Source organism: Novosphingobium sp. BL-S-24, from assembly GCF_055521575.1.
Genome location: NZ_CM145488.1, coordinates 1473384 through 1486994 on the forward strand (window position 1 = coordinate 1473384; position 13611 = coordinate 1486994).

General features: G+C 63.6%; 14 protein-coding genes. 8 read left to right on the forward strand and 6 right to left on the reverse strand.

The genetic code is table 11. The features are described from left to right. Positions 1-3 precede the first annotated feature (3 nt). The 7 genes from ACZ1JM_RS12345 to ACZ1JM_RS12375 all read left to right on the forward strand — a co-directional run bounded on the left by ACZ1JM_RS12345 (position 4) and on the right by ACZ1JM_RS12375 (position 7465). Entirely contained in the window at positions 4-2346 is a 2343-nt protein-coding gene (locus tag ACZ1JM_RS12345; protein WP_465132694.1) for a phage distal tail protein, Rcc01695 family, read from the forward strand. Then, a complete protein-coding gene (locus ACZ1JM_RS12350) occupies positions 2343-3167 on the forward strand; it encodes a DUF2163 domain-containing protein (protein ID WP_465132695.1) in 825 nt (274 codons plus the stop codon). The genes ACZ1JM_RS12345 and ACZ1JM_RS12350 overlap by 4 nt, the downstream gene beginning before the upstream one ends. After that, positions 3164-3577, forward strand: coding sequence for an NlpC/P60 family protein (locus tag ACZ1JM_RS12355; RefSeq protein ID WP_465132696.1), 414 nt, complete (start codon positions 3164-3166; stop codon positions 3575-3577). The genes ACZ1JM_RS12350 and ACZ1JM_RS12355 overlap by 4 nt, the downstream gene beginning before the upstream one ends. Positions 3578-3588: 11 nt before the next feature. After that, complete coding sequence (locus ACZ1JM_RS12360; protein ID WP_465132697.1) at positions 3589-5037, forward strand: phage tail protein; 1449 nt, start codon at positions 3589-3591, stop codon at positions 5035-5037. Next, positions 5037-5774, forward strand: coding sequence for a GTA baseplate fiber-binding domain-containing protein (locus ACZ1JM_RS12365; protein ID WP_465132698.1), 738 nt, complete (start codon positions 5037-5039; stop codon positions 5772-5774). The genes ACZ1JM_RS12360 and ACZ1JM_RS12365 overlap by 1 nt, the downstream gene beginning before the upstream one ends. Before the next feature lie 22 nt (positions 5775-5796). Next, on the forward strand, positions 5797-6255 hold the full coding sequence (locus ACZ1JM_RS12370; RefSeq protein ID WP_465132699.1) for a DUF2793 domain-containing protein: 459 nt from the start codon (positions 5797-5799) through the stop codon (positions 6253-6255). A 190-nt stretch (positions 6256-6445) separates the two neighbouring features. Further along, entirely contained in the window at positions 6446-7465 is a 1020-nt protein-coding gene (locus ACZ1JM_RS12375) for an OmpA family protein (protein WP_465132700.1), read from the forward strand. 138 nt (positions 7466-7603) lie between these two features. On the opposite strand, the gene queC is transcribed toward ACZ1JM_RS12375, so the two are convergent. From queC to ACZ1JM_RS12405, 6 genes are all read right to left on the reverse strand, one after another. After that, positions 7604-8299 (reverse strand): 7-cyano-7-deazaguanine synthase QueC, encoded by a 696-nt coding sequence (gene queC, locus ACZ1JM_RS12380; RefSeq protein ID WP_465132701.1) that lies wholly within the window; start codon positions 8297-8299, stop codon positions 7604-7606. A 38-nt stretch (positions 8300-8337) separates the two neighbouring features. After that, positions 8338-8745 (reverse strand): DUF3617 domain-containing protein, encoded by a 408-nt coding sequence (locus ACZ1JM_RS12385; RefSeq protein WP_465132702.1) that lies wholly within the window; start codon positions 8743-8745, stop codon positions 8338-8340. A 65-nt stretch (positions 8746-8810) separates the two neighbouring features. Then, on the reverse strand, positions 8811-9719 hold the full coding sequence (gene hslO / locus ACZ1JM_RS12390) for an Hsp33 family molecular chaperone HslO (RefSeq protein ID WP_465132703.1): 909 nt from the start codon (positions 9717-9719) through the stop codon (positions 8811-8813). Continuing rightward, positions 9716-10642: an ornithine carbamoyltransferase gene (argF, locus tag ACZ1JM_RS12395; protein ID WP_465132704.1), complete on the reverse strand. Its 927-nt coding sequence runs from the start codon at positions 10640-10642 to the stop codon at positions 9716-9718. The genes hslO and argF overlap by 4 nt, the downstream gene beginning before the upstream one ends. Beyond that, complete coding sequence (locus tag ACZ1JM_RS12400) at positions 10642-11832, reverse strand: acetylornithine transaminase (RefSeq protein ID WP_465132705.1); 1191 nt, start codon at positions 11830-11832, stop codon at positions 10642-10644. Before ACZ1JM_RS12400 ends, argF begins: the two co-directional genes overlap by 1 nt. A gap of 134 nt (positions 11833-11966) precedes the next feature. After that, a complete protein-coding gene (locus tag ACZ1JM_RS12405; protein ID WP_465132706.1) occupies positions 11967-12743 on the reverse strand; it encodes a cold-shock protein in 777 nt (258 codons plus the stop codon). A gap of 298 nt (positions 12744-13041) precedes the next feature. Between ACZ1JM_RS12405 and ACZ1JM_RS12410 the strand changes: the two genes are divergently transcribed. Further along, the gene (locus tag ACZ1JM_RS12410) at positions 13042-13467 is read left to right on the forward strand and encodes a protein tyrosine phosphatase family protein (protein WP_465132707.1); all 426 of its coding nucleotides are present in this window, start codon (positions 13042-13044) and stop codon (positions 13465-13467) included. Positions 13468-13611: the final 144 nt, after the last annotated feature.

Genomic DNA, 13611 nt, shown 5'->3' on the forward strand with positions numbered 1-13611 from the left:
ACCATGGCATTCTGGCTCGCCGATAAACGCGACGGTCAAGCCAGCGATTGGATCATGCGGTTCGACCCGCGTTTCTGGACGGTCAACTTCCCCCGCCCGATGGTGGCGACGGTGGTGTCGACCGGCCCGGACGCGCTGCGGGTGGACGCGTCGTTCCTGCGCAAGGCAGACCTTGGCGGCCTTATCTGGGACAGTGTCGACAGCCTCGACCATCCGCTGCTCGCCTACAAGACAGACCGCGATTACGCCCATACGTCACTGCGTTTTCGCTGGCGCTCGTCGGGCATGATCCCGCTCGACGGTGTGAATGGCCCGACGCTGACGATCGAAGGGCGCGACAGCGCCGGTGCGCCGCATACCTGGTACGTGCGGCTGTGGAACTACGCACAAGGATCGCCAGAGGATGCGGTGATCACGCTGGACTTCTCGCAGCTCGACGGCGGGTTCCAGCTGCCCGCCGATGCCGAACGGGTGTGGCCCGGCGCGATAGAGCGGATCTTCATCTCCTTTGCCCCGCCCGGCTACGATGGCGCTAGCGCCGACCCCCTGCTTGCCGAAGCCGAGGGCTGGATCGAAATGACCGGCATCGTCGCCGATGGCGCCCGCCCCATGCTGGAGATCGGCGACGTGATTGCGCCCATCAACGGCCTCGCCATCGCGACCGGCTATGACGATCAGGGCGTGCAGACCCCGGCACGGCTGGTGCGAGGCTTCCGCCAGCTGGGCTATCGCGGATCGGTGATCCACTATGTCGGGATGAGCCATTACTTCCGGCTCATCAGCGACGGCAGCGCTTTCCTAACCGGGTCCGGCGATGACCCGCTCAATGCGCCGACCCGCGTCTGGCACCGGTCCTTCTTCGCCGAATGCGTGGCTCAGGGGTTCAGCCCCGTCGCCTCGCTGTCCTACGAACTGCTGGACCAGCATTGCCCGCCGCGGTGGAAGCAGCGGGACCTGAACGGCAATCCAGCGCTTACCGGCTGGGATCCTCCATCGACCCTGCTCTCCCCCGCCCACCAAGGCGCGATGGTATGGCTGCAATCGGTCGCCGCCGCGTTCGGTCAGTTGATGGTCGATGCCGGGGCCCCGGTCCGCTTCCAGGTGGGTGAGCCGTGGTGGTGGACGATCCCCGACGGGCGCATCTTCCTCTACGACGATGCCGCCCGCGCCGCGTTCGGCGGATCGCCCCCCGCCATCGCCGACATGCGCGAGGAACTGGACGGCGCGCAGACCGCCCTGCTCGATCAGGCAGGCGCGTTGCTGGCAGGATCTACCGCTGCTCTCGTTTCAGCCGTTCGCGTTGCCGTGTCGCCTGATCCGGTCGAATCGCTGGTGCTGGTCTTCACGCCAACGCTGCTGGCGCCCGACATGCCCGAGTTGAAGCGTGCCAACCTGCCGATCGGCTGGGCCGCGCCCGCCTTCGACCGCTTGCAAGTCGAGGATTACGACTGGCTGACCGCCGGGGCCGACGCGCTGCGACGGCACGCCTATGCCGAAGTGGACGCCCGGCTGGGCTATCCGCCGCACGAGCAGGACTACCTCGCCGGGTTCGTCCTGCGCCCCGACCAGCGCGACCAATGGCGGCACATCGATGCCGGCATCGACGAAGCACTGGCCCGCAACCCGCACGAAGTCGTCGTCTGGGCGCATCCCCAGATCGTGCGCGACGGCTATGTCCGCCTGCCCCCCAACACCCGATCAGGAGCCGACCCCATGCAGGCCTTCGACGATATTCCATACCCCTTGGCGCTTGGCCGCGATGCCACCGTAGCGCCGGAATTTTCCACCAGCGTATCGGTCACCGCATCGGGCTTTGAGCGTCGCAACAGCCTGTGGTCGGATGCACGCCTGCGCTTCGACGTCGGCCCCGGCGTGCGATCGGAAGCCGAGATCGGCACGCTCATCGCGTTCTTCCGGGCGCGGCGCGGCCCTGCGCGCGGGTTTCCCCTCCGCGATCCGAGCGACTACAGTTCCAACGATATGGTCGGCACGCATGGGCCGCTGGATCAACTGCTCGGCATCGGAGACGGCACAACGGCCAGCTTCCCGCTGATCAAGACCTACGGCACAGGTGAGGATGCGCAACGCCGCCGCATCACCCGCCCTGATGTCGCGTCGATCCTCGTCTCGGTGGACGGTGCGCTTCAGGTCGGCAACTGGACGCTGGGCCAGCGCGGCGTGGTGACGTTCGATCACGCCCCTCCCAGCGGCGCGAAGGTGCGGGCAGGCTTCCTGTTCGACGTGCCCGTCCGCTTTGCGGAGGACCGCCTCGAAGTGTCGGGCGCGGCATTCGCTGCCGGGGAAGCGCCCAGCGTGCCGGTGGTCGAAATCCGGGAGGCATCATGACGCGAAACTGGTTCACGGGCGATCTGGAAACCACCGCTACCTGGCTGCGGATCTTGCGCAAGGATGGGGTGACGCTGGGCTTCACCACGCATGACCGCGACCTGTGGCTCGACGGCGTGCTCCATCGCGCGTCGCCGGGCATGGTGCCCAACGCCATCCGCAAGTCCGCTGACTTCGAGGCGGACAGCGCCGAAATCCGCGGCTCCCTCGCCGACGAGTCGATCACGGCGGACGATCTTGCCAAGGGCCGGTTCGACGGCGCGCAGGTGCGGATCGGGCTGGTCGATTGGGAATCGCTCGACCACGCACCCCTCTATGCCGGAACGATCGGGTCGGTCAGTGCGGAGGACGGGGCATTTTCGGTCGAGCTAACGTCACGCAAGGCCGAACTGTGGCGCGACGATACGCCACGCACCAGCCCCGCGTGCCGGGCCACGTTCTGCGGACCAGGCTGCAACCTCAATCCGGCACGTTACACCCGCGACGTCCGGCTCGCTTCGCTAAACACCACCGGGAACTCTGCTTCGTTCGAGCAGGCGATAGACCCATCGCGATATGCCGGGGGCAGCCTGCGCTGGCTGGACGGGCCGCAGGCGGGCCTTGGCATGACCATCCTGGGCGAAGGCGAAGGCGGCGGCCTTGCGCTCGATGTGCCCCTGGCCCCCGACATACCGGCCGGCAGCACGGCCATGGTGCGAGAGGGCTGCGATCATACGCTGGAAACATGCGCCACTCGCTTCGCCAACGCGGTGAACTTCCGTGGTGAACCGTTCCTGCCCGGCAACGATATGCTCACCCGCTACCCAAGCCCCGGCGAATGAGGGGCTACCGTCTGGCAAGCGCCGCCCGGTCTCTGGTCGGAGCGCCATTCCGCCTACATGGACGCGATGCCGTCAGTGGACTGGACTGCCTTGGCGTCATCGCGGTCTCCTTTGCGGCGATCGGCGTGCGCGTGGCATGGCCATCCGGTTATGCCCTTCGCACGCTAGGCCAGCCGGACACCGCCGCGCTGACGAACGCTCTTGGTCTGCGCGCCGTGTCTGGAAACCCCATCCCCGGCGATGTGCTGATGGTGCGGCCCGGCCCTTGTCAGTGCCACTTCGCCATCGCTTCCGCCGCGCGCTCGATCGTCCACGCCCACGCAGGCCTACGCCGCGTCGTGGAAGGCCCGCCCCCGGATGAATGGCAGCCGATCCGCCACTGGCGGATGACCGATACGCTCGAACGATAAGGACCTCTATAATGGCAACGCTCGTATTCAGCGGCATCGGCACGATGCTGGGCGGCCCGATCGGCGGCGCTATCGGATCGCTGGTGGGTCGCCAGCTGGACGCCGCACTGTTCGGCCCGACCGCCCGGCAAGGTCCACGGCTCAAGGAACTTGCGTTCACCACTTCCACCTATGGCCAAGTGCTGCCTCGCCATTTCGGCCGGATGCGCACCGGCGGATCGGTGATCTGGGCAACCGAACTGGTGGAACACAGCGAAACGCAGGGCGGCGGCAAGGGAGCGCCGTCGATCACCACCTACAGCTACACCGCCAACTTCGCGGTCGCCCTGTCGAGCCGCCCGATCCTTGGCATCGGGCGCATCTGGGCCGACGGCAAGCTGCTGCGCGGTGCGGCGGGTGATCTCAAGGTGGGTGGTATCCTGCGTGTCCACACCGGAGCCGGCGACCAGATGCCCGACCCGCTGATCGCCAGCGCCGAGGGAGAACATCGCTGCCCCGCCTATCGCGGCATCGCCTATATCGTATTCGAAAGCCTGGATCTGTCGGAATTCTATAACCGCATCCCCTCCCTTACCATCGAGGTGATCGCGGACGAGCAGTTCGACCTTGCCGCCATCATCGGCGATCGTATCGCGGACATCGACGTGGCCGTTTCCCTGCCCGGCATCGCAGGGTACACCAGCGAAAGTTCACCGGCCGACGATCTGGGCGTGTTCGACCAGGTCATCCCGCTGGCTCTCGATTGCAGTGGCGAACGCCTGACCGTCGATCTTGAGAGCACGCAACGCGAGGTAATCCGCCTCTGCCAGCCAGCGATCGCGACGGCAGACGACGATTTCGGCGGCGCGTCCGGTTTCGTCCGCCATCGCGCCCCCTCTTTGGAGAAGCCGCCAGCCATCCTGCGCTACTATGATCTGGCGCGAGACTATCAGCCCAGCCTCCAGCGAGTGCCGGGCAAAGCGGGGATGGGCACAATCGACCTGCCAGCGGCACTCGACGCGGATACGGCCCGCGGTCTGATCGAACGGACCAGCCGCCGAATGGATTGGAACCGTGACCGGACCGCCTGGCGCACCAGCGAACTGGACTGCCGGGTCAAACCGGGCAGCCTCGTCTCACTGCCCGATATGGACGGGGTCTGGCGTGTGCGGGAATGGGAATGGCGCGACAAGGGGGTCGAGCTGGCGCTCCAACGTGTTATCCCGATAAGCGCCGACCGGGCGGCCAGCGTGGTGTCCGATCCGGGACGCGGCAACCCACCTGTCGATGCACCTCTTGGCGAAACGAGACTGCTCGCCTTCGAATTGCCGCTGGAGGCTGAAAGCCAGACGCCCGATCGTCCTCGCCTTGTCGCCGCAGTGTCGAGTTCCCGCCCGCACTGGAAGGCGCAGCGCTCTATGCCGATCGGGGTGACGGACAGTTGCTCCCCCTTGGCCCTAGCGGACGGCGGCGCGCAATAATGGGCATTGCCCAATCGATCCTGCCCGCCGCCAGCCCGCTGCTGTTCGATCGCGGTTCGACGATGACGGTCAGGCTCATCGATCCGGCCATGCATCTCGCTTCCGCCGATACCCTGCAACTTGCGCAAGGCGCCAACCTTGCCGCGATCGGCGACGAAATCGTGCAATTCCTATCGGCGGCCCCCCTGGGTGGAGGGCTATGGCAGCTCGCAGGACTACTACGTGGGCGGGGCGGAACCGAATCCGCTATTGGCAGCCACGGTCCTGACGAGCCGTTCGTGTTGCTCGACCAGGCCATGGTGCCACTCGATCCGGTCCTGGTCGGAGCGAGCAGTGACCGCGCCATCGTCGCGATAGGGCTTGGCGATGCGGGTCCGGTACGCACAGCGATTGGCCTGTCCGGGTTGACCCTCCGCCCGTTGGCTCCCGTCCATCCGCGCAGAATAGTATCGGCAGACGGGGCATGGACCCTGTCCTGGACGCGGCGAAGCCGAAATGGATGGTCGTGGCACGATGCCATCGACATCCCGATGGAAGAGCAGACCGAGCGCTACGTCGTAACGCTCGGAACCATCGAATCGCCGGTTGCCACCTGGACCACCAACGAACCGATGCTGCGTCTGTCGGCCACAGAGCTCGCTGTTCTCCAGCACACAGCGCCCCACGGGCCGCTTCACGTGAGGCAGCAGGGACGACACGCCATGTCGCACCCCCTCCTGCTTTGCATTCTGCCTTGATCGAACAACAGGAGCGCACCCGATGCCCGACCAAATTATTTTTACCGAAACCACCCCCCGCACAGCCCTTCCGTTTCTCTATCCAGGGCAAACGCAAAAAGAGGTGTTCGTGAACGAAGCGCTGTCTCGGATCGACAACCTGATGCACTGCGTCGTGTATGGCAAAAATGCTACACCTGGGGAAAATAGCGTAGAAGGTGAAACATGGCTGATCGCCGACGAAGCGGTGGGTGCGTGGGCCGGTCGCGATGGCCAGCTGGCCACTTGGAACGCCGGAAATTGGGCGTTTCTGACCCCCTTCGACGGGCTTCGGATATTCAATGCTGCAACCGCTCAAGAGTACCTCTACTTCGGGGGCTGGAGAAAAGCGAAAACGGTCGGGGAACCAGTCGGAGGGGAGAGTGTTGATGGGGAGGCTCGGGCTGTGATCAATGAATTGATTGCAGCCCTACAAGCCTTGGGTATCCTCCCATCGGCATAAACAGGTGCAAAGAAACTAGGTATTCAGGGGTGACAGAGATTTCGAACATCGAGGTCGTACACGACACCCTGGTCTCCAAATTCGCGACATTATTGCAACAGTCGGTTGTAATGTGCGCTTGCACACGTAATGCCGAGGGGTTAGACACTCTCGCACTCGGTGGCTCCAAATCTCTAAGTAGGGGAAACGTATGAGGAAACTCGTCCTTGGCCTGGCGCTAGCTTCGACAGCTATCGCCACGCCCGCGCTCGCTCGCGACAATTCGTGGTATATTGAAGGTGGCTTCGGCGGCATGATCGTCGAAGATTCTGACGTCGACATCAACGGCATCAACAATGCCGATACGATCGACTTCAAGAAGGGCTGGGACGGCGGCGTGTCGCTCGGCTATGACTTCGGTCCTTTCCGTCTGGAAACCGAAGCCAGCTACCGCCAGGCAACCATCAAGAACAGCGGTGGCGCTGACGCCAGCAACCTGTCCTTCATGGTCAATGGCCTTCTGGACTTCGGTCCTGACGATGGCCTTCAGGGCTTCGTCGGTGGTGGTGCCGGTATCGCTCGCGTTCACGCCGATCTGATCGACGACTCGGACACGGGCTTCGCCTGGCAGGCAATCGCGGGTATCCGCGCTCCGCTGAACGACCACTGGGATGTCGGTCTGAAGTATCGCTTCATGAACGTCCGTAACGTTGACCTCGTCAGCGCTGCAGGCGACGACATCAGCACCCGCTGGCGTTCGCACTCGCTGCTCGGCACCCTGGCCTACAACTTCGGTGAGCCGGCTGCTCCGCCCCCGCCTCCGCCGCCGCCGCCGCCGCCTCCTCCGCCCCCGCCTCCGCCGCCGCCGCCGGTTGTGGAATGCAACAAGGGTCCGTACATCGTGTTCTTCGACTGGGATAAGTCGGACATCACGCCGGAAGCTTCGACCATCCTCGACAGCGCTGTCAGTGCCTATGGCAACTGCAACAGCGTGCCGATCATGCTCGCAGGCTACACCGACCGTTCGGGTTCGCCGCGCTACAACCAGGGTCTGTCGGAGCGTCGTAACGCTTCGGTCCGTTCGTACCTGACCAGCCGTGGCATCCCTGATGGCTCGATCTCGAGCCAGGGCTTCGGTGAAAGCAATCCGCGCGTTCCCACCGCTGACGGTGTGCGCGAGCTGCAGAACCGCCGCGTTGAGATCACTTACGGTCCGGGTTCGGGCATGTAAGCTAACCGGCAACGGTTACAGATTGGGGGGTCGGAGCAATCCGGCCCCTTTTTCGTATGACCGGCGGCCGCGAAAGTGTGCTGCCGACACAAAAAAGCCCCAGCGTCCTATGTGGACGCCGGGGCTTTTTGGTTCGTCTCAAGCGGCGTAGGGCGTCGGATCGATCAGCCCAGCGTCCGCGAACCCCGCCTTGCGAAGTCGGCAGCTATCGCACAGGCCACAGGCATGTCCATCCGGCTGGGGATCATAGCAAGACCAGCTCATCCCGGCATCCAGGCCCAAGCGGTCTGCCTCACGCGCGATGTCTGCCTTGCCCATGTACTGAAGCGGCGCGTGGATGCGCAAACGCTGCCCTTCTGCCCCCGCTTTCGTCGCGAGCGAGGCGATATCTTCGAACGCCGAGATGAACTCGGGGCGGCAGTCGGGATAGCCGGAATAATCGAGCGCATTGACACCGATAAAGATGTCGTTCGCCCCGATCGCCTCCGCCCAAGCGAGGGTAAGGGACAGAAATACGAGGTTGCGGGCGGGGACATATGTCACCGGGATGTCATCGCTCAACCCGCCCTTGGGCACCGCAATGTCATCGGTGAGGGCGGATCCGCCAAACCGTCGGAGGTCCAGTGGCATGATCACGTGGCGACGCGCTCCGATGAAGCGCGCTATGCGTCCGGCCGCTTCGAGCTCGATTCGATGCCGTTGATTGTAGTCGATGGTCAGTGCGGTGACCGCGAACCCTTGCTCACGGGCAATGCCGGCGCAAACCATGGAATCGAGCCCCCCGGACAACAGCACCACTGCCTGCCGGACTTCTAGTGTTTCAATGTCGTGCATAAAATCCCGCTACGCCTGCCGCACGGCGGGGGCAACGTTCAACCGTGACAATCGCCTGTTCGGCGTCCCTCAGCCGAATAGGAAAACGGCAAGCCATTGACGATGCCTTGAGTGTCGATCTGCATCAGCTTGCTCGTTTCGCGACGGATTTGGGTGCGGCCAAATCCCTGCCCCGGGCACGTATACTGCACCGTGACATGGTCAGCGGCATCATCAACAACCACGTTGCGGCATGCCAGACCAGGATGGCGAAATTGGATCAGGCGCCGTGCGCTATCCAGGCAGATATTTCGAACGCTGCCGTCACCGCCGCGCTCTCGCAACTCCCAGCCGCCCCGTTCGATCTGGTCGAGCATCGCCAACGACGATTTCTGCCCATGCGCCGGCAAGGCGATAGCCACGAGCAAGATGGCCGGAACTGCTGCGAAAGCCGCTTTCAATACCATTCCCTTTTCCTGTTCTCCGGAATATCGGCTCCCGCGCCCGGCGTTTCAAGTAATCAACGCCAGTGTCACGCTGGGATGCGAAGGATCTTCGAACAAAAAGCGCAATCCACCGGGATCATTCCATCCTCGTCGCGCATCTCGACGCGCTGGTCCTCCGGGAAGCTCGACAGGATCGCCCGATAATGTTCGACGCTGCAGCGGCACCCCCGCTCGAGCGGTGCCAGCGGCTCGACCCGCACTTCGTCTTCTTCGTGAAAAAGGCGCCACAGCAGCTGTTCGAGGTTCAGCACCGGATCGACAAGTTCGGCTTCCTGCACGCTGGCCGCCATGATCGCCACGTGTTCCCAATCGGGATGGTCGTCCTTGGCGTGCAGCCGGGTCTTGCCTTCCTCGCCGTCGGGGAAATGCTGCACCAGCAAGCCGCCCGCAGTGCAGCGCGCGCCGTTGGATCGGACGGCAATGCGGATCAGGGTCGGCACCTGCTCGGACTGAGCGAAATAATGTTCGCAGGCAACAGCGAGTGATGCCCCTTCCAGCGGCACGACGCCCTGATAACGCTCACCCGACGTCGCCAGGTCAAACGTGATCGCCAGATACCCTTTGCCGAAAATCGTTTCCAGCGAGCAATCGTCTTCCAGATCGGCAACGCGTTCCGGGTCATGCCGCAGATAGCCGCGCACTTCCCCGCCACGATAGTCGCACACCAGCAGATCGACCGCCCCGCCCTCGGCCTGCGCCTGAAAGGTGATCTGGGCATCATCATCCTTGAGCATCGAGCCCATCAGCGACGTCAGTACCAGCGCCTCGGCCAGTACATGCTTGACGACTTTGGGATAGTCATGCGCCGACAATACCGTTTCCAGCGTCGGGCCGAGCCGCACCACCCGCCCGCGCGCGTGGCGCGAGGGAACGGTGAAAGCCAGGACCCGATCAAAACCGGTATCGTCGCGGCGCAGGAAATCCTCTTCGTTCATAGCTTGCCGAGTGCCCATAGCAGGATCGACTTCTGAGCATGGATGCGGTTTTCCGCTTCATCCCAGATCGCTGACTGCGGGCCGTCCATCACCTCATCTGTGACTTCCTCGTTACGGTGGGCCGGAAGGCAATGGAGGAACACGGCGCGCGGGTCTGCCTGGGCCATCAAGGCCGAATCGACCTGATAGGGCTGCATTGCCGCGATGTGCTTGTCTCCACCGACCTGGCCCATGGACACCCACGTATCGGTCACCACGACATGCGCTCCGGCCGCCGCTTCGCGCGGATCGCGGGTGAGGATGATCTCCCCTCCAGCGGCGCGTGCTCGCTCGACGAACCCCGCATCGGGTTCATACCCCGCCGGACCACCGATACGCACCGTGAACTTCATCAGGCCGGCTGCCTCGATCAGAGAGTTCGCGACGTTGTTGCCATCCCCAAGCCACGCCACCTGTAGACCCGGCAGCGCGAACCCGCGTTCCACCACTGTCAGCAGATCGGCCACGATCTGGCATGGGTGGGACAGATCAGTCAGTCCATTGATGACAGGTACGTCCGCGTAATGGGCCAATTCCTCAATCTTGGCGTGATCGTCGGTGCGGATCATGATGGCATCGACCATGCGGCTAAGCACGCGAGCGGTATCAGCGATCGATTCACCGCGACCGATCTGCGTGCTCCCCGCTTCCATGATCAACGCCGAACCGCCAAGCTGGCGCATGGCGATGTCGAACGACACGCGGGTGCGGGTCGAGTTCTTCTCAAAGATCATGGCGAGAGCATGGCCCGCCAACGGCGCATCGGCATCGGCGCGCCCCTTCGTCCAACCCTTGCGGGCGGCCTTGCGATCGATGGCATCATTGATCATGGCGGCGATCACATCGCCCCCGGCATCGGTCAGATCGACAAAGTCCCGCGCCATCAGGCGGCCCCTTCCGGTTGATAGCTGGCCGCTGCAGCGGAAATCTTTTCCATGAATTCATCGATATGGGTATCATCGATGACCAGCGGGGGGAGGATGCGCACGACGTTGTCACCGGCCGAAACAGTCAGCAACTGATGATGGTCGCGCATATGAGCTACAAATGGGCGCGGTTCGACCTTCATTTTGAGGCCAACGAACAGGCCCCGGCCCCGTACCAGTTCAAAGAGGTCGGGGTAGTTGCCGATGAACTGTTCGAGCCGCGACCGCAGCCGCTCCCCTTTGGCGCGCACGTCAGTGAGGAAAGCTTCGTCCGAAAGAACGTCAAGCACCGCGCCGATCGCCGCCATCGCGAATGGATTGCCGCCATACGTCGAGCCATGGGCACCTGCGACCATGCCACGCGCTGCCTTTTCGGTCGCCAGGCAGGCACCGACCGGAAAGCCGCCGCCGATGCCCTTGGCCGTAGCGAGGATGTCGGGCGTGATGCCATACTGCTCATACGCGTAAAGAGTGCCGGACCGCCCGACGCCGCTCTGCACTTCATCGAGCACCAGCATCAGGTCGTGTTCGTCGCACAGCGCGCGCAGGCCCTGCAGGAATTCGTCGCTGGCGATGCGAATGCCACCTTCTCCCTGGATCGGTTCGACCAGGAAACCGGCGGTGATCGGTCCGATCGCCGCCTTGGCCGCTTCCAGATCGTTGAATTCGACATGCTTGAAGCCAGGAAGCAGGGGCAGGAAGCCCTTGTGCATCTTGTCCTGGCTGGATGCGCTGATGGTGGCCATCGTGCGACCGTGGAAGGCGTTGTTGAACGTGATCAGTTCGAACTTGTGATCATTCCCGGCCGACTGGTGATAGGCGCGCGCCGTCTTGATGGCGCACTCCACGGCTTCGGCACCGGAATTGGTAAAGAACACGGTGTCGGCGAACGTCATGTCGACCAGACGCTGGGCGGCTGCTTCACCCTGCGGGCTGCCGTACAGGTTTGAGACGTGCATCAGCGTTTCCGCCTGCTTCTGGATCGCGCCGATCAAGCTTGGGTGCGAATGGCCCAGGGCGTTCACTGCGATGCCGCTGGCGAAGTCCAGGAAACGGCGACCGTCCTCGCTGATCAGATGGCAATGCTCTCCGCGAACGGGACGCACGCCGCACCGAGGGTATACGGGCATCAGCGGGGTGATCGACATGTCGGTTATCCTCAAATCCAAATCAGCAAGTGAAGTTCGCAAACGACAAATGGCGGCCCCAGCGGACCGCCATTTGCGCGCATTTAGATGTTTGCAGCCTTTCGGTCATACGACCGAAAGCAGTGCTGGCAGGGTCAGGCCTGGAGCGCCGACAGGTTGACCGCCGAGTACTTGCCTCGTCGATCGACCTCGATGTCGAACTCCACGCGATCGCCTTCGTTCAGGCCGGAAAGACCCGAACGTTCCACCGCGCTGATGTGCACGAAAGCATCCGGCTGGCCGTCATCACGCGTGATGAAGCCAAAGCCCTTCATCGCGTTGAAGAACTTGACCGTACCGGTAGCCTTTTCACCCGTCAGCTGACGCTGCGGAGCTGCAGGTTCGCGCTTGGCGACAGGAATGACGTCGCCAACGACCGAAAGGTCGGTTGCCGAAACCTTGCCACCGCGATCGACGAGCTGGAATTCCAGCTGCTGGCCTTCCGCAAGACCTTCAAGGCCTGCACGCTCGACCGAGCTGATGTGGACGAACACATCATCGCCGCCTTCATCACGCTGGATGAAGCCGAAACCCTTGGCTGCGTTGAAGAACTTTACGACGCCGCGACCCTGGCCGACGACCTGTGCAGGCATGCCGCCGCCACCGCGGGGGCCGCCGAAGCCACCACCACCGCCGCCGCCACGGAAACCGCCGCCGCCGCCGCCGCCGCCACCGCCGAAGCGATCGCCGCCGCCACCGAAGCCGCCGCCACCACCGCCGCCGCCGAAGCGGTCACCACCGCCTCCGCCGCTGAAGCGATCACCGCCGCCGCCGAAACGATCCTGTCCAGCAAAGAACGGGTCGAACTCGTCCTCTCCAAACCGATCCCGCTTGTCGCGTCCCCTTCCGCGACGACCTCTGTCAAAACCCATGTCTACGAACGTACCTTCGCTGCGCCCCTATAAGCATTCACCCGAACGCGTGGACGTAGCACGCCGGGCACCAGGGCGAACGACGGGCATAACCCAGCGTTCTCCTGCGATCATGCCTATTACACGACTCCCCAATCAATAGCGAACGGAAATACGCCCTTTTTTAGGACCGGATTGGCGAAACATTCGATTTTCGAGCGTGGTTTTGGCTTGCACACAGCCATGAGAGCGTCTTGATGACCCTACCCACGGGCTTTGCCGCCCGCCATGCATCATCGATTCCGGAGACTGTTCCACCATGTTCCGCCAGATAACCGATACCGTTTTCGCCAGCCCCCAGATCGGAACCGATGCGGTCGCCCATGCCAAGGCCATGGGTATCGTGCGGATCATCAACAACCGGCCCGAGGGTGAGAGCGAAGACCAGACGGCTGGCAGCGAAATCGAAGCCGCCGCCCGTGCTGCCGGAATCGACTATGTCTCCATTCCGGTGACGCATGCCGGATTCAGCCAGGCGCAGGTCGATGCGATGGAAGCTGCCCTTGCTATCGACGGGCCAGTGCTGGCCTATTGCCGGTCGGGCACGCGATCGACTTTGCTATGGGCACTGGCTCGGGCGAAGGCTGGCGACAGCCCGGCCGTCATCGCGTCGAAGGCAGCCGCCGCCGGGTACGACGTCACGCCGATCCGCCAGATGATCGAGATGCTCTCAGCACGCGGCTGACGCTGGCCCTACCTTCTGAACTCCTGAACGGCTGACAAAAAAGGGGCCGGAGCGTATGGCTCCGGCCCTTATCAGTTTGTGTTCGCAGGAGGAACATCGGGTGGCGACGACAGGTGGGAGGAGAGAACCGATGGCCCCGCCGCC